This window comes from Achromobacter sp. ACM05 (assembly GCF_019218915.1).
Lineage (GTDB): Bacteria > Pseudomonadota > Gammaproteobacteria > Burkholderiales > Burkholderiaceae_B > Achromobacter > Achromobacter animicus.
In genome coordinates this window covers 1,568,053-1,585,337 of the sequence record NZ_JAHUWQ010000001.1, presented here as the reverse complement: position 1 = coordinate 1,585,337, position 17,285 = coordinate 1,568,053, and the positions used below count along the sequence as shown (strand labels likewise).

The window sequence follows — 17,285 nt, the reverse complement described above, 5'->3', positions numbered from 1 at the left end:
GCGGCGGGGACGGGCCCCCGCATTGACGGGGGATCGTACACCACGCTCCCGCAGCGCCAGCATGGCCGGGCGGCTCACGGCGCGGGGCCAGGTCGTCTCGCCAGCGCGGTCAGGCCGCAGCTGCGCGCGGTCGACCCATCCGCCAGCTCAGGCCGCCAACCGCGCTTTGCCTGCGCGATACCGCTCCCACAGCGCCGCCTGTTTGCCGCGCGCCTGCTCCACGCTCTTTTCCTTCACATGCCCATACCCGCGGATCGCATCCGGCACGTTGGCCAGTTCCAGCGCCGCGTCGCGGTTGCCGTCGTCCAGCGTGCGGGCGAACTCCTCGGCCAGCGCCAGATAATCCGCCGCAAGCTGACGCTCCATGCGGCGCTCGGCCGTCCTGCCGAATACGTCCAGCCACGTGCCGCGCACGCGCTTCATCGGCGCGAGCAATCGGAACGCCGTTTCCATCCACGCCCCATACGCGCGCTTCTGCGGACGGCCCCGCGCATCGCGGCGCGCCAACGCCGGCGGCGCCAGGTAGTAGCGCAGCGTGTAGTCGCGGCCCGGCTCACCTTCGAACTGCGCGCGCAGCCGGTCCTTGAACGCGGGGTCGGCATGCAACCGCGCCACCTCGTACTCGTCCTTGTAGGTCATGAGCTTGGCCAGATTGCGGGCGACGGCGCGCGTGACCTCGTGACGCTTGTCGCCCAGCGCGGTTTCGCGGGTGCGCACCGCCGCCACGGCCGCCAGATAGCGCTGCGCGTACGCGTCGTCCTGATAACCGCGCACGTGCGCCGCCAGCCGGTTGACCAGCGCATCCAGGGTTTCAGGCAGCGCCACCACCCGCTCGGCCGCCGCCGGGCGCAGCGCGTCGGCGCCGCGATGCGCGGCCTGACGGCCCAGTTCGAAGGCGGCCAGGTTCTTGTCCACCGACACGCCGTTGATCTCGATCGCGCGCCGCAGGCTGTCCAGCGACAGCGGCAGGCCGCCCTTCTGCCACGCATAGCCCAACAGCAGCGGATTGGCGTAGATGCTGTCGCCCAGCAGGGCTTCGGCCAGCGGGCCGGCCTCCAGGAAGTCGACATGGCCACCGGTGCTCTGCGTCAGCGCGGCCTGCGCCTGCGCCCCCGGAAAACGCCAGGCCGGCTGCGACAGGAACGCGGCGGTCGGCGCGGCGCTGCTGTTGACCACCGCGCGGCCATGATCGGGCCGCAGGCGCGACAGCACCTCGGGCGACGCCGACACCAGCGCATCGCAACCGATGACCAGATCCGCCTCGCCCAGCGCGACGCGCGTGGCGTGCAGGTCTTCGGGCCGGTTGGCCAGCTGGACGTGGCTGAGCACCGCGCCGCCCTTCTGCGCCAGCCCGGCCATGTCCAGCACGGTCACGCCCTTGCCCTCGATGTGCGCGGCCGCGCCGATCAGCGCGCCAACCGTCACCACACCCGTGCCGCCCACGCCCGCGACCACCACGCGATACGCGGCGCCCGGCGCAATATCGGCGCGCTCGGGCAGCGGGGCCTCGGCCAGCGCGGGCGCGCCGCCCTGCTTGCCGGGCTTGCGCGGCACCGCGCCTTCGGCCGTCACGAAGCTGGGGCAGAAGCCCTCGACGCACGAGAAGTCCTTGTTGCACGACGACTGGATGATGCGCCGCTTCGTGCCCAGCGGCGTATCCAGCGGTTCGACCGACAGGCAGTTCGACTGCACCGAGCAATCGCCGCAGCCTTCGCAGACCGCTTCGTTGATGAAGGCGCGCTTGGCCGGGTCGGGATAGTCCCCGCGCTTGCGGCGGCGGCGCTTTTCGGTCGCGCAGGTCTGGTCGTAGATCAGCACGGTGGCGCCGTCGATGTCGCGCAGCGCGCGCTGCACCTCGTCCAGCGCCTTCCGGTGGTGGACCTCGATGCCGGCCGGCAAGGTCAACGCGCCCGTGTATTTATCGGGCTCGTCCGTCACCACCACCGTCTTGACGATGCCTTCGGCCAGCATCTGCGCCGCAATCTGCGGCACGGTCAGCACGCCGTCCACGGGCTGCCCGCCCGTCATGGCGACGGCGTCGTTGTAGAGGATCTTGTAGGTGATGCGCGCACGCGCCGCGATGGCCGCGCGAATGGCCAGCAGGCCCGAATGAAAATACGTGCCGTCGCCCAGGTTGGCGAAGATGTGGCGCTCGGACGTGAAGTCCTTCTGGCCCAGCCACGCCACGCCCTCCCCGCCCATCTGGCTGAAGGTGTCGGTATTGCGGTCCATCCACATCGCCATGTAGTGGCAGCCGATGCCGGCGACCGCGCGCGACCCTTCCGGCACGCGGGTCGAGGTGTTGTGCGGACAGCCGGAACAGAACCAGGGCTTGCGCTCTTCGACCAGCGTGGGGCGGCTGGCCTCGCGTTCTTTCGCGTCGATCACGGCCAGGCGCGCCGCGATGCGGGCGCGCAGTGCGTCGGACAGATCGGCTTTTTCGAGGCGCGCGGCGATGGCGCGGGCGATCAGCGCGGGCGACAGCTCGTAGCGCGCCGGCAGCAGCCATCCGCCGCGCGGCGTAGACCATTCGCCGCCGCCGTTCTCGCGTTCGTCGAACTTGCCGAACACGCGCGGGCGCACGTCGTCGCGCCAGTTGTAGAGTTCTTCCTTCAGCGCGTACTCCAGGATCTGGCGCTTTTCCTCGACAACCAGAATTTCCTTGAGCCCGGTGGCGAACTCGCGCGCGTCCTGCGCGTCCAGCGGCCAGATGCAACCCACCTTCAGCACGCGGATGCCGGCCTGCGCACAGGCCGCCTCGTCCAGCCCCAGGTCGTTCAGCGCCTGTCGTACGTCCAGATACGCCTTGCCGGCCGTCATGATGCCGAAGTGGGCATTGGGCGAATCCAGCACCACGCGGTTCAGCTTGTTGGCGCGCACATAGGCCAGCGCCGCGTACCACTTGTGGTCCAGCAGACGCGCTTCCTGCGCCAGCGGCGAATCGGGCCAGCGGATGTTCAAACCGCCCGGCGGCATGCCGTCTTCGGGCAGCACGATCTGCACGCGCGACGGGTCCACGTCGACCGAGGCGCTGGATTCCACCACATCCGTCACGCACTTCATTGCCACCCACAGACCGGTGTGCCGGCTCATGGCCCAGCCGTGCAGGCCGTAGTCCAGATACTCCTGCACGTTGGAGGGGTACAGCACCGGAATGCCGCTGGCGATCAGCACGTGTTCCGACTGGTGCGCCACCGACGACGACTTGGCGGCGTGGTCGTCGCCCGCCAGCATCAGCACCCCGCCGTGCGCGGACGTGCCGGCCGAATTGGCGTGCTTGAGCACGTCCACCGACCTGTCCACACCCGGCCCCTTGCCGTACCACATGCCAAAGACGCCATCGCGCTGCGCGCCGGGAAACAGATTGAGCTGCTGCGATCCCCAGACTGCAGTTGCCGCCAGGTCTTCGTTCAGGCCGGGCTGAAACACCACGTCGTTCGCCTTCAGATGGCGCTTGGCCTTCCACAGCGCCTGGTCCAGACCGCCCAGCGGCGAGCCCCGGTAACCGGACACATAGCCCGCCGTGTTCAGGCCGGCCTGCTGGTCGCGCTGCTTCTGCATCAGCGGCAGGCGCACCAGCGCCTGCGTGCCGCTCAGGTAGACGCGGCCGGTGGGCTGCGCGTATTTGTCGTCCAGCGACAGGCCATGGGTATCGGCCACGCCGGGGGGTAGAGGGGCGTTCATCGGGGTTGTCTCCTGCAATCTGCGGTGCGGGCATTTACGTGTTTTCCGCAGTGTAGGAACGCGCGCAGCCATCGTATATTCATATATTCGACTAGCTGGTATGTGAAAAACACATGGCTAATGAAGTCACGCTCCGCCAACTCCGGTACTTCGCCGCCGCCGCCCGCACCGGTCGGTTTTCCATGGCAGCGGCCGACGAACATGTGTCCCAATCGGCGGTCACCAATGCCGTGCTGGCGCTGGAGGCGCAACTGGGCGTGCGCCTGTTCGACCGACACGCGCACGGGGTGACGCTGACGCCCGAGGGCCACAACTTCCACCAGCGCGCGCGCGACGTGCTCGATTCGCTGGATGACGCACTGCGCGAGCCGGGGTTTCAGCGCTATGCGCTGCGCGGTTCGGTGCGCATCGCGGCGTCGTATACGGTGCTGGGCTACTTTCTGCCCGATTTACTGGCGCGCTTTCGGCGGCGCTATCCCGACGTGGTGCTGGACCTGGTCGACCTGGACCGCCCCGAGATCGAACAGGCCGTGGCCAGCGGCGACGTGGAGCTGGGCGTGGCGCTGCTGTCCAACATCGACAAACGCGAGCGCTTCGGCCATCACGTGCTGGTGCGATCGCGGCGCCAGTTGTGGACGGCGGCGGGCCATCCCCTGACGCAGGCGGCCGCGCCCGCGCTAGCCGACATTGCGCGCTATCCGTACATCCTGCTGGAAATGGACGAGGGCGAACGTTCCACGCTGGGTTATTGGCGCAGCCACGGCCTGCAGCCGGACATTGCTTTCAGGACGCGGTCGATGGAAGCACTGCGGGGGCTGGTCGCGCACGGCTTTGGCATCACGATGCTGTCGGATATGGTCTACCGCCCCTGGTCGCTTGAAGGCCGCAAGATCGAGGCGGTGCCCATCACCGACGCCGTGCCGCCGATGGAAGCCGGTCTTTTGTGGCATCCGCGCGCGGCCATGGCCAAGCCGGCCGAGGCCTTCCGGCAATTCATGATCTATGCGTGCGGAGGGTGACGCCGGCCCGCAGCCCGGCTGACCGCTTTCCGCCTACACCAGCACCGCGCCCTTGCGGCGCGTGAACTGCGCCAGCGACCGCAGCGCCAGCGCGTGCATCGCAGCCACCGACGGCAGCAGCGTCTCTTCCTTGCGTGTCAGCACGCCGACGATGCGCTCGACCACGGGCTCCACCAGCGGCACGAAAGCCAGCCCGCTGCCCGCCGCGGGCCGCGCCAGCACCGGCAGCACCGTCACGCCCAGGCCGCCTACCACGCTGGCCAACAGCGACGCGCGGTTGGACACCACGATCGCCGGGTCGTCGATGCCGCTGCCGAGTTGACGGTTCTTCAGCGTTTCGAAGGTGGCGTTGCCGATCAGGCGTTCATCCGCCAGCGCCGCCCACGACACGGGTCCCCGCCGCCGCGCGAGCGGGTGGCTCTTCTTGCAGACCAGCCCAAAGGCGTCGCGCGCCACCGGGGTGAAGGCCACCTCGGCCGTGCGAGGGGATTGTCCAGCCACGCCCACCTGCACCTCTCCCGACAGCACCAGCCGGTGCACCTCGGGCGACGTTTCGTCCAGTGCGCGGATGCGGACATCGGGATGGCTGCGCGCATAGCGTTCCAGCAGACGGGGCAGCCATTCGTCGGCCAGCGATGGCATGACGGCCAGCGCCACGGGCCCCTGGCTGCCCATGCCGAACTGCCGCGCCGCATCCAGCACGCGGTCATGCGTGGCCAGCAGCTCGCGGAACAGCGGCGCCACCGCCTGGCCCAGCGCGGTCAGCTCGGCACGCTTGCCGGGTTCGAAGAGCGGCGCGCCCAGCTGTTGCTCCAAGTCCTGCATGGCGGCGGACACGGCCGCCTGCGACCGGAACGTGCCCTGCGCGGCGACACGAAAACTGCCGTGGTCGGCGGCCAACAGGAACTGGCGCAGGTGCTGGATTTTCAGGGGGGTGGGCATGACGGACGCCGGACTGAATTCGGATTTTCTGAAGTTAGCTCACGTTAATTTGGATTGTCAAAAACGCGCTTCGAGCCGAACAATGGACTCGTCATTCATCCCCAGCTTTTGGAGCAGCGCGTATGTCACTGCAAGTGCGCAAGGTAGTCAGCTACGTCGAGAAAACCCTCATCGAAGGCGGCCGCGCAGCCGAACGCCCGCTGGTGATGATCGTGGCCGCCGCCGTGATCCGCAATCCGTGGGCCGGCCTGCCGTTCCAGGAAGACCTGCGGCCCGGCATCCTGGAAGCCGCGCCGCCGCTGGGCGAACTCTTGGTCAGCGAGATCCTGCGCCAAGCCGGATCGGCGGACAACATCGAGGCCTACGGCAAGGCCGCCGTGGTGGGCACCGCCGGCGAGGTCGAACACGCGTCCGCGCTGATTCACACGCTGCGTTTCGGCAACTTCTACCGCAACGCGGTGGGCGGCACCAGCTATCTCAGCTTCACCAACATGCGCGGCGGCCCCGGCTGCGTGATCTCGGTGCCGCTGATGCACAAGCTGGACGAAGGCCTGCGCTCGCACTATCTGACGGTACAGACCACCATCAATGACGCGCCGGCGCCGGACGAGATCGTGATCGCGCTGGGCGCGGCCACCTCGGGCCGTCCGCATCACCGCATCGGCAACCGCTATTCGGACCTGAAGGAACTGGAACAGGAAGCGCAGGAGGCGCGCGCAAAATGAATACGCAACGGCGGCGCACCGGCCGCGGCGAACCTTTGGTCCTGCTGCACGGCGTCGGCCTGGACCACACGCTGTGGGACGATCTGGCGCCTTTGCTGGAGCCGGATTTCGACGTGCTGCGCTATGACCTGCTGGGCCACGGCGCCGCGCCCGCGTTGCGCGGCCAGGCGGACATTCAGGACTTCATTGCGCAACTGGACGCGGAACTGGACGCCGTGGGCTGGCAACAGGCGACCGTGCTGGGTTATTCCATGGGCGGCCTCATCGCGGGCGCCTATGCGGCGGCCCGCCCCGATCGCGTCAGCCGGCTGGTGCTGCTGAGCACCGTGTTTCGCCGCACGCAAGAAGAAGCCGCGGCGGTGCGCGCCCGGCTGGCGTCGGCCGCCACGCAGGATCCGAAGGAGGCCGCCAAGGTGTCCTTGACGCGCTGGTTCACGCCGGCGTTTCAAGCGGCGCGGCCCGCGCGCGTGGCGCAGATCGAACAGCGCCTGCTGGACAACGACCGCGAGAGCTTCCTGTCCGCCTACGCGCTGTTCGCGCTGGGCGATCCGCTGCTGGCGCAGGCCGCGCCGGACATCGAATGTCCTGTGCTGGTCATGACGGGCGAGAACGATGTCGGCTCCAACCCGCGCATGACGCGGGAGCTGGCGCGCGCGCTGCCTCGGGCGTGCGCTCGCGTGGCGCCCGAACAGCGTCATATGCTGCCGGTAGAGGAACCCGGCACGGTGGCGGCCGCGCTGCGCAGCTTTGTGTCGGCGCATCCGGCGCAGGCGCAATCCACGCAGACGCAAACCACGCTGACGAATTCAACGCAGGCGAACTCGGCGCAACCGGGTTCAGCGCCGACGCATTCTGCAAAGGCCTAGCTGACGACACCGCATCAACCGCATTCCCCAGAACCCGAAATCGTCCGCCCTGACAGAGACGATGCGCGACACCCCGCCACGATGCGGGGACGGAGACAAAACACATGGACCGCAGAACCCTCATCAAGACCCTCGCGGCAATGTCGCTGGCCCCGCTGGGCGCCACCGCCACCCGCCTGGCCGTCGCGCGCGAACAGCCCCTGCGCGTGATCGTGCCCTTCCCGCCGGGCGGCGGCACCGACGTGCTGGGCCGCGTCATCGCGGCATCGCTGGAAGGCGCGCTGGAGCGCTCGGTCATCGTCGAGAACAAACCCGGCGCCAGCGGCATGCTGGGCGCGGACTACACGGCCAATGGCGCCAAGGACGGCAGCATGCTGCTGTTTGCCGGCCTGGTCCCGTCGGTGCGCTACTACGCCCGGCCGCCCGAAGATGTGCTGAAACAGTTGGCCCCCGTCTGCCCCATCGCGCGGTCGCCTTACATGGTGGCGGTCAACAGCGACCTGCCGGCCAAGACGATCGCCGAACTGGTGGCGCAGGCGCGGCGCGAGCCCAAGGGGCTGACCTTCGGCACCCCGGGCAACGCGACGCCTCAGCACCTGGCCACCGAACTGCTGCAGGCCGCGTGCGGCATCGAGATGCTGCACGTGCCGTATCGCGGCACCGGCCCGATGATGACCGACCTGCTGGGCGGCCAGATCCAGGTGGTGGTGGCCACCGTCGCCGCGGTCGAGCCTTACCTGAAGAGCGGCCGCCTGCGCGTGCTGGCCGTGACCAGCCCGCAGCGCCTGCCCAAATACCCGGACATTCCCACCGTTGCCGAAAGCGGCTTTGCGGGATTTTCGGCGCAGATCCAGTTCGGCACTTACTGCGCGGCGGGAACGCCCGAGGCGACGGTTGCGGCCTTGAACCAGGGCATCAACCGCGCCCTGAAGACCGAGTCCGTGCACGCCAAGCTGGCTGAGCAAGGTTTCGAGCCTACCGGTGGCACGCCCGCGCAGTTGCAGGACGCGTTGCTGGCAGAGATCCGGGATGTCGCCGGGCTGGTGCAGTCGGGCAAGGTGCGGGTGGATCTGTAGGCCGTAGCAAGCCGACTTAAGGGGGATTCGGGGCCGGAACGCGGGGCCAGATTGCTGGGCCGGATTGCTGGGCCGGATTTGGCCCCCCGGGATGCCGGCTGCCAGGGCCGCGCGACTGCTGGATAACCAGCATTTACAGCGGCGTCTCCGCTTGGGCATGCTGCCCGTTGATCCGGCGCAGATCGGGCAAACCTGGAGACGACATGCCCAGTCAGGAATCCCTGCACTCCGCCCATATCCGCGAAATCGAACAGGTCGGCCAGGGCCTGCCCACGCAGCGAGACGCGCATGTCGTGCGCAGCTGGTTGCGCTGCCTGGATCAGTACCGCCTCGACCCGGCCCACGCCTGCGAGGCCTACATCGTCCCGGACGGCCGCCTGCGTGAACACCGCCAGCAATCCGAAGCCCTGATCGCCATCGCCCGCAGCGGGCTGGATCACCTGTTCCGGCAGGTGGCCGGCCAGAACTACGTGCTGCTGCTGGCCGACCGGCAAGGCGTCACCGTGGAATTCCTGGGCGATGCCCAGCAGACCGCCCAACTGCGCAAGGCCGGGCTGTATCTGGGGTCGGAATGGTCCGAGCAGCGCGCCGGCACCTGCGCCGTCGGCGCATGCCTGGAAACGGGCGAAGCGCTCACCATCCACCAGACCGATCACTTCGACAACACGCACACGCCCTTGTCCTGCACCGCCGCACCCATCTACAGCGCCGACGGCGAGCTGGCCGCCGTGCTGGACATCTCGCTGCTCAGTTCGCCCAGCCTGAAGGCCAGCCAGAACCTGGCGCTGCATCTGGTCAACAGCACCACGCGGCGCATCGAGCTGGCCAACCTGATGGCGCGCACGCGCAACGAATGGGTGCTGCGCTTTGCCCGCTCGCCGGAATTCCTGGATGTGGATCCGGAAGCCGCGATTTCGCTGGACGGGGCCGGCCGCGTGCTCGGCATGACGCATAGCGGCGCCAAGCTGCTGGCACGCGCCGCCGGGCTGGACTGGCGCAATCCGCATGACCTGATCGGCCTGCCGGTGACGCGCTTTTTCGACGTGCAGCTGGACGATCTGCCGCAGTACACGCGCGGCCGCGCGCCGCAGGACCGGCTGATCGTCGCGCGTGACGGCGACGCCCTCTTTGCCCACGCCATCGAACCCAACCGCCGGCCGCGCGGCGCCACCGTGGCGGTGCGCGAGGCGCCCTCGGCGCTGCGCGGCCTGGACGGCGGCGACGACCGCATGGCCGCGCTGCTGGTGCGCGCCGCCAAGCTGGCGCGGCAGGGCCTGCCCATGCTGCTGCAGGGCGAAACCGGCGTCGGCAAGGAATACCTTGCGCGCGCCATCCACGATGAAAGCCGCCGCGCTGGCCGCTTCGTCGCCGTCAATTGCGCCGCCATCCCCGAATCACTGATCGAAAGCGAGTTGTTCGGTTACCTGCCGGGCGCCTACACCGGCGCCGCCCCCAAGGGCCGCAAGGGTCTCATCGAGGAGGCCGACGGCGGCACCCTCTTTCTGGACGAGATCGGCGACATGCCGCTGGCGCTGCAAAGCCGCCTGCTGCGCGTGTTGGCGGAATCCGAGGTCACGCCGATCGGCGCCAATGCGCCGCGCGCGCTGCGCCTGTCGCTGGTGTCGGCGTCGCACCGCGACCTGGGCGCGCTGGTGCGCGAGGGGCGCTTTCGTGAAGACCTGTACTACCGCATCAACGCCGCCGCGCTCACCGTGCCGCCGCTGCGCGAACGCCAGGACCTGGACTGGCTGATCGCGCGCATGCTGGCGCGGCACCAGGACGAATCCGGCGCGCCCGCGCTGTCGCCTGCCGCGTTGATTGCGCTGAAAGCCCACGCGTGGCCAGGCAACATTCGTGAACTGGCCAACGTCATTGCGGTGGCTGCCGCGCTATGCGAACACGGCGTCATCCAGCCGCACGACCTGCCCGACACACTGGCGCTGGCGGCAGCGCCAGCGGCTCGCAGCCCCGAGGAAGCCGCGCTGCGCGCCACGCTGGCCAGCTGCGCGGGCAACGTATCGGAAGCGGCGCGTCGCATGGGCGTGGACCGTTCCACCGTGCATCGCCAGATGCGGCGCTACGGATTGGCCTCGCGCCGCTGACGCCGCAGCGTTGCGCGGATCGCGCGGGGTTGCGTCATAGGGTTGCGCCATAGGGTTGCGCGACAGCGTTGCGCCACAGGTGTGGCATCGCGCCACACCCCCACTCCCGCCTCGACCCGCGCGCGCCGGGGCTTCCCCCGTCCGACTCACCTGGCATGGCATTTGCATGTTCCTGATCGGCGACCACCTTCCGACACAGGACGGGGCCGCCGCCGGATCGCCGGATCGCCGGACCGCCGGACCGCCGGCCGCCGGACCGTGCGTCCGCCACGACAACGACCGCCCACCACGGGCAAGGAGACATGACATGCCGATCGACCACGCCGCCGACGCCGCCTTGGACGCGTTGCTCACGCAGCTGAACACTGCGCTGGGCAACAAGGACATCGACGCCGTTGCCCGGATGTTCCAGGACGAATGCTATTGGCGCGACCTGGTGCTGTTTTCCTGGAACCTGCGCACGCTCGAAGGCCAGGACCAGATCCGCGACATGCTGGAACATCAGTTGCAACAGGTCGAGCCGGTGCGCTTCACCCGCGACGAGGCCGAGGCGACCACCGAAGAAGGCGGCCTGCTGCAGGGCTGGTTTCGCGTCGATACGAATCTCGCGCGCGGCTACGGCCACATCCGGGTCAAGGACGGCAAGATCTGGACGCTGCTCACCACCATGTCGGAACTGAAGGGCCACGAAGAACCGAGCGGCGTGCGCCGGCCCATGGGCGCCCAGCACGGCCACAGCCGCGAACGCCAGACCTGGCTCGAAAAACGCGAGCGCGAAGCCGCCGAGCTGGGCTACGAGACGCAGCCCTACGTGCTGATCATCGGCGGCGGACAGGGCGGCATCGCGCTGGGCGCGCGTCTGCGCCAGCTCGACGTGCCCACGCTCATCCTCGAAAAGAACGAGCGCGCCGGCGACAGCTGGAGGAAGCGCTACAAGTCGCTGTGCCTGCACGACCCGGTCTGGTACGACCACCTGCCCTACATCCCCTTCCCCGAAAACTGGCCCGTCTTCGCGCCCAAGGACAAGATCGGCGACTGGCTGGAGATGTACACGAAGGTGATGGAGCTGAACTACTGGACCTCCACCGTCTGCGAGTCGGCACGCTACGACGAGGACAAAGAGGAATGGGAGGTCCACGTCGTGCGCGAGGGCAAGCCCGTGGTGCTGCGACCCAAGCAGCTCGTGCTGGCCACCGGCATGTCGGGCAAGCCCAACGTGCCCAGCTTTCCGGGGCAGGATGAATTCCAGGGCGAGCAGCAGCATTCCTCGCGCCACCCCGGCCCGGACGCCTACCGCGGCAAGAACGTCGTCGTCATCGGCGCCAACAATTCGGCCCACGACATCTGCGCGGCGTTGTGGGAAGGCGGCGCCAACGTCACGATGGTGCAGCGATCGTCCACACACATCGTGCGCTCCGAGACGCTGATGGACATCGGGCTGGGCGGGCTGTATTCCGAGCAGGCGCTGGCCAATGGCATGACCACGCGCAAGGCCGACCTGACCTTCGCGTCGGTGCCCTACAAGATCCTGGCGCAATTCCAGATCCCGCTCTACGAACAGATGCGCGAGCGCGACGCCGAGTTCTACCAGAAGCTGGAAGCCGCAGGCTTCATGCTGGATTGGGGCGACGACGGCTCGGGCCTCTTCATGAAATACCTGCGGCGCGGCTCGGGCTATTACATCGACGTGGGCGCATGCGATCTCATCATCGACGGCAGCATCAAGCTGCAATCGCGCACCGACGTCAGCCGCCTCACGCGCGACGCCGTCGTGCTGACCAACGGCGTCACCCTGCCCGCCGACCTGGTGGTCTACGCCACCGGGTACGGCTCGATGAACGGCTGGGCGGCGGACCTGATCAGTCCCGAGGTCGCGGACAAGGTTGGCAAGTGCTGGGGACTGGGGTCGGCCACCACCAAGGACCCGGGACCGTGGGAAGGCGAACAGCGCAACATGTGGAAGCCCACGCAGCAGGAGGGCCTGTGGTTTCACGGCGGCAACCTGCACCAGTCGCGCCATTACTCGCAGTATCTGTCCCTGCAATTGAAGGCCCGCCACGCCGGCCTCCCCGTGCAGGTATACGGAATGCAGGAGGTGCACCACAAGCGGTAGGCGCACGGGCAACGGGGCGCGCAGGGGCCGACGGCCCTTGCGCCCGCCCCCGTCCGGGAGTAAATTGTTGACACTTCGTCGCGTTACCCACGCGTTTTTCCGCTTATCACCCCAAAAACGGAACGAATTGTCGACACCATGAGCAAAGTGCTCACCCTGCCGGGCACGCCGCCCCCCGATGGCGAAACCCTGTCGGACCACATCTTCCGCAAGATCCAGTCCGCCATCGTCAAGGGCGAGATCGCCCCGGGCAGCAAGATCTCCGAACCCGAACTGGCGCGCATACACGGGGTCAGCCGCGGTCCGCTGCGCGAGGCCCTGCACCGGCTGGAAGGCCAGAAGCTGTTGGTGCGCGTGCCGCACGCCGGCGCGCGCGTCGTGTCCCTGTTGATCCAGGAACTGGTCGAACTCTACGAAATCCGCGAATCGCTGGAAGGCACCGCCTGCCGCCTGGCCGCCGACCGCATGCCGCCGTCGGAAATCGACGAGCTGCGCGGCGTGCTGGAAGCGCACGAACGCGACGAAGCCTTCCAGGCCGGACTGGGCTACTACCAGCAGGAAGGGGACTACGATTTCCACTACCGCATCGTCAAAGGCAGCGGCAATCAGATGCTGTTCCGCATGCTGTGCGACGAGCTCTATCAATTGGCGCGCATGTACCGCATCCAGTACTCGACGACGCCCAACCGCCCGCGGCAGGCCTATGCCGAGCACCACCGCATTCTGGATGCCATCGCCGACGGCGATGGCGAACTGGCAGAACTTCTGATGCGCCGGCACATCCGCGCATCCCGCATCAACATCGAACAACAGATCGCGCAAAGCACCCAACAGCGCACGGAGGCATGATGAACAAGTCGTACCGCAAGAACCTGCCCGGCACCCGCCTGGACTACTTCGACGCCCGCGCGGCCGTCGAGGCCATCGCACCCGGCGCATATGACGGCCTGCCATACACGTCCCGTGTCCTGGCCGAAAACCTGGTGCGCCGGTGCGACCCCGCGCTGCTGACCGACGCGCTCAAGCAGCTGATCGAACGCCGCCGCGACCTGGATTTTCCGTGGTTTCCCGCGCGCGTGGTCTGTCATGACATCCTGGGTCAGACCGCGCTGGTGGACCTGGCGGGCCTGCGCGACGCCATCGCCGACAAGGGCGGCGACCCGGCCAAGGTCAACCCCGTGGTGCCGGTGCAGTTGATCGTGGACCACTCGCTGGCGGTGGAATACGACGGCAACGACCCGGACGCCTTCGCCAAGAACCGCGCGGTGGAAGACCGCCGCAACGAAGACCGCTTCCATTTCATCGACTGGACCAAGCAGGCCTTCGAGAACATCGAGGTCGTGCCGCCGGGCAACGGCATCATGCACCAGATCAACCTGGAACGGATGTCGCCGGTGATCTACACGCAGGACGGCGTGGCCTTCCCCGACACGCTGGTCGGCACCGACAGCCACACGCCGCACGTGGACGCGCTGGGCGTCATCGCCATCGGCGTGGGCGGCCTGGAAGCCGAGAACGTCATGCTGGGCCGCGCGTCGTGGATGCGCCTGCCCGACATCGTCGGCGTCGAACTGTCCGGCCGCGCGCAGCCCGGCATCACCGCCACCGACATCGTGCTGACCCTGACCGAATTCCTGCGCAAGGAAAAGGTGGTGGGCGCGTACCTGGAGTTCTACGGCGAAGGCGCGTCCAGCCTGACGCTGGGCGATCGCGCCACCATCTCGAACATGGCGCCGGAATATGGCGCCACCGCGGCGATGTTCTCCATCGATCAGCAGACCATCGACTACCTGCGCCTGACCGGCCGCGAGGACGACCAGATCGCGCTGGTGGAAAACTACGCCAAGACCGCGGGCCTGTGGTCCGACAGCCTGAAGACGGCGCAGTACGAGCGCGTGCTGCGCTTTGACCTGTCGACCGTCGTGCGCACGCTGGCCGGCCCGTCCAACCCGCATCGCCGCCTGCCGGTGTCCGACCTGGCCGAGCGCGGCATCGCTGGCGTGGTCGAGAACCAGCCGGGCCTGATGCCCGACGGCGCCGTCATCATTGCCGCCATCACCAGCTGCACCAACACCAGCAACCCGCGCAACGTGATCGCCGCGGGCCTGTTGGCGCGCAACGCCAACCGCGCGGGCCTTGTGCGCAAGCCGTGGGTCAAGAGCTCGCTGGCGCCGGGATCCAAGGCCGTGCAGCTCTATCTGGAAGAAGCCGGCCTCACGCACGAACTGGAACAACTGGGCTTTGGCGTCGTGGCGTTTGCCTGTACCACGTGCAACGGCATGTCCGGCGCGCTGGACCCGAAGATCCAGCAGGAAATCATCGACCGCGATCTGTATGCGACCGCCGTGCTCTCCGGCAACCGCAACTTCGACGGCCGCATCCACCCGTACGCCAAGCAGGCCTTCCTGGCCTCGCCGCCGCTGGTTGTGGCCTACGCCATTGCCGGCACCATCCGCTTCGACATCGAGCGCGACGTCCTGGGCGTGGCCGCCGATGGTCGCGAGATCCGCCTGAAGGACATCTGGCCCAGCGACGAAGAGATCGACGCCATGGTCAAGTCGGCGGTCAAGCCCGAGCAGTTCCGCAAGGTCTACGCCCCCATGTTCGGCATCAAAGACGACCGCCAAACGGCCGTCAGCCCGCTGTACGACTGGCGCCCGCAAAGCACGTACATCCGCCGCCCGCCGTACTGGGAAGGCGCGCTGGCCGGCGAGCGCACGCTGCGCGGCATGCTGCCGCTGGCCGTTCTGGGCGACAACATCACCACCGACCACCTGTCGCCGTCCAACGCCATCCTGATGGACAGCGCCGCGGGCGAATACCTGCACAAAATGGGCCTGCCCGAAGAAGACTTCAACTCGTACGCCACGCACCGCGGCGACCACCTGACCGCGCAGCGCGCCACGTTCGCCAACCCCAAGCTCTTCAACGAGATGGTCAAGAACGCCGACGGCTCGGTGCAGCAAGGTTCGCTGGCGCGCGTGGAACCGGAAGGCCAGGTCATGCGCATGTGGGAGGCCATCGAGACCTACATGGACCGCAAGCAGCCGCTCATCATCGTGGCCGGCGCCGATTACGGCCAAGGCTCGTCGCGCGACTGGGCCGCCAAGGGCGTGCGCCTGGCCGGCGTGGAAGCCATCGTGGCCGAAGGCTTCGAGCGCATCCACCGCACCAACCTGATCGGCATGGGCGTGCTGCCGCTGGAATTCAAGCCGGGCGTCGACCGCAAGACGCTGGCTCTTGACGGCACCGAAAGCTACGACGTCATCGGCGAGCGCAAGCCGCGCGCGGACCTGACGCTGGTGATTCACCGCCGCAACGGCAGCACCGAACAGGTGCCGGTGACCTGCCGCCTGGACACCGCCGAAGAAGTGTCCATCTTCGAAGCCGGCGGCGTGCTGCAGCGCTTTGCCCAGGATTTCCTGGAAGCCGCCTCGGCGACGGACGCCGGCAAGCTGGCCTGACCGGCCGTTGTACCGAACGGCGGGCGTGTGCAGCGCCCGCCGCCCTACTCCGATATCTCAGGACCGATATCTCAGGACCGATATTTCAGGATCGACACATGGCACATGCTCCCCAAACCAAGATCGCCGCCACCTACATGCGCGGCGGCACCAGCAAAGGCGTGTTCTTCAAGCTGGACGACCTGCCGGAATCCGCCCGCGTGCCGGGCGCCGCGCGCGACGCGCTGCTCCTGCGCGTGATTGGCAGCCCCGATCCCTACGGCAAGCAGATCGACGGCATGGGCGCCGCCACGTCCAGCACCAGCAAGACCGTCATCGTCGCCAAAAGCACGCGACCCGACCATGACGTGGACTACCTCTTCGGCCAGGTCTCGATCGACCAGCCTTTCGTGGACTGGAGCGGCAACTGCGGCAACCTGTCCGCCGCGGTCGGCCCCTTTGCCATCACCAACGGCCTGATCGACCCCGCCCGCGTTCCGCAGGACGGCGTTGCGGTCGTGCGCATCTGGCAGGCCAACATCCAGAAGACCATCGTCGCGCACGTGCCCATCACCGGCGGCGCGGTGCAGGAAACCGGCGACTTCGAACTGGACGGCGTCACCTTCCCCGCCGCCGAACTGCGTTTGGAATTCATGGACCCCGCCGAGGAAGGCGACGGCGGCTCCATGTTCCCCACCGGCAACCTGGTCGACAACCTGGAAGTGCCCGGCGTGGGCACGTTCAAGGCCACGATGATCAATTCCGGCATCCCGACGATCTTCCTGGAGGCCGACGCCCTGGGCTACAGCGGCACGGAACTGCAGGATGCGATCAACGGCGACACCGCCGCGCTGTCGCGCTTTGAGACCATCCGCGCCCACGGCGCGCTGCGCATGGGCCTCATCAAGGACCTCGCCGAGGCCGCCAGCCGCCAGCACACCCCCAAGATCGCCTTCGTCGCCCCGCCCAAGGAATACATTTCCTCCAGCGGCAAGAAGATCGGCACGAGCGACATTGATGTGCTGGTGCGCGCGTTGTCCATGGGCAAGCTGCATCACGCCATGATGGGCACGGCGTCGGTCGCCATCGCCACCGCGGCTGCGGTGCCGGGCACGCTGGTGAACCTGGCGGCCGGCGGCGGCGAACGCGACAACGTGTGCTTTGGTCACCCGTCGGGCACCCTGCGTGTCGGCGCGCAGGCGCAGCTGGTGGATGGCGACTGGAAAGTGACCAAAGCCATCATGAGCCGCAGCGCGCGCGTGCTGATGGAAGGCCGCGTGCACGTGCCGCGTGAGGGGTTCTGATCCCGCTATTC

At 68.1% G+C, this 17,285-nt stretch carries 11 protein-coding genes; 9 read left to right on the top strand and 2 right to left on the bottom strand.

From position 1 onward, the window contains the following. Positions 1-147 precede the first annotated feature (147 nt). Positions 148-3,684, bottom strand: coding sequence for an indolepyruvate ferredoxin oxidoreductase family protein (locus tag KW836_RS07215; protein WP_218342846.1), 3,537 nt, complete (start codon positions 3,682-3,684; stop codon positions 148-150). Between the two features lie 113 nt (positions 3,685-3,797). On the opposite strand from KW836_RS07215, the gene KW836_RS07210 reads away from it, so the two are divergent. Beyond that, complete coding sequence (locus KW836_RS07210; protein WP_175184715.1) at positions 3,798-4,703, top strand: LysR family transcriptional regulator; 906 nt, start codon at positions 3,798-3,800, stop codon at positions 4,701-4,703. A gap of 33 nt (positions 4,704-4,736) precedes the next feature. Here KW836_RS07210 and KW836_RS07205 read toward each other — a convergent pair whose 3' ends face one another. After that, positions 4,737-5,645, bottom strand: coding sequence for a LysR family transcriptional regulator (locus KW836_RS07205; protein WP_218342845.1), 909 nt, complete (start codon positions 5,643-5,645; stop codon positions 4,737-4,739). Positions 5,646-5,767: 122 nt separating this feature from the next. Between KW836_RS07205 and KW836_RS07200 the strand changes: the two genes are divergently transcribed. The 8 genes from KW836_RS07200 (at position 5,768) to prpF (ending at position 17,274) form a co-directional block, all read left to right on the top strand. Next, the gene (locus KW836_RS07200; RefSeq protein ID WP_175122426.1) at positions 5,768-6,370 is read left to right on the top strand and encodes an amino acid synthesis family protein; all 603 of its coding nucleotides are present in this window, start codon (positions 5,768-5,770) and stop codon (positions 6,368-6,370) included. Beyond that, complete coding sequence (locus KW836_RS07195) at positions 6,367-7,236, top strand: alpha/beta fold hydrolase (protein WP_218342844.1); 870 nt, start codon at positions 6,367-6,369, stop codon at positions 7,234-7,236. Before KW836_RS07200 ends, KW836_RS07195 begins: the two co-directional genes overlap by 4 nt. A gap of 104 nt (positions 7,237-7,340) precedes the next feature. Further along, entirely contained in the window at positions 7,341-8,312 is a 972-nt protein-coding gene (locus KW836_RS07190; RefSeq protein WP_175137862.1) for a tripartite tricarboxylate transporter substrate binding protein, read from the top strand. A gap of 203 nt (positions 8,313-8,515) precedes the next feature. Continuing rightward, positions 8,516-10,414 carry a sigma-54-dependent Fis family transcriptional regulator gene (locus tag KW836_RS07185; protein ID WP_218342843.1) on the top strand — a complete coding sequence of 633 codons (1,899 nt, stop codon included), beginning with the start codon at positions 8,516-8,518 and terminating at the stop codon, positions 10,412-10,414. A 307-nt stretch (positions 10,415-10,721) separates the two neighbouring features. After that, complete coding sequence (locus tag KW836_RS07180) at positions 10,722-12,527, top strand: NAD(P)/FAD-dependent oxidoreductase (protein ID WP_218342842.1); 1,806 nt, start codon at positions 10,722-10,724, stop codon at positions 12,525-12,527. Positions 12,528-12,665: 138 nt separating this feature from the next. Continuing rightward, positions 12,666-13,376 (top strand): GntR family transcriptional regulator, encoded by a 711-nt coding sequence (locus KW836_RS07175; RefSeq protein WP_218342841.1) that lies wholly within the window; start codon positions 12,666-12,668, stop codon positions 13,374-13,376. Beyond that, on the top strand, positions 13,376-15,991 hold the full coding sequence (acnD, locus tag KW836_RS07170; protein ID WP_218342840.1) for a Fe/S-dependent 2-methylisocitrate dehydratase AcnD: 2,616 nt from the start codon (positions 13,376-13,378) through the stop codon (positions 15,989-15,991). Before KW836_RS07175 ends, acnD begins: the two co-directional genes overlap by 1 nt. 98 nt (positions 15,992-16,089) lie before the next feature. Next, entirely contained in the window at positions 16,090-17,274 is a 1,185-nt protein-coding gene (prpF, locus tag KW836_RS07165; protein ID WP_218342839.1) for a 2-methylaconitate cis-trans isomerase PrpF, read from the top strand. Positions 17,275-17,285: the final 11 nt, after the last annotated feature.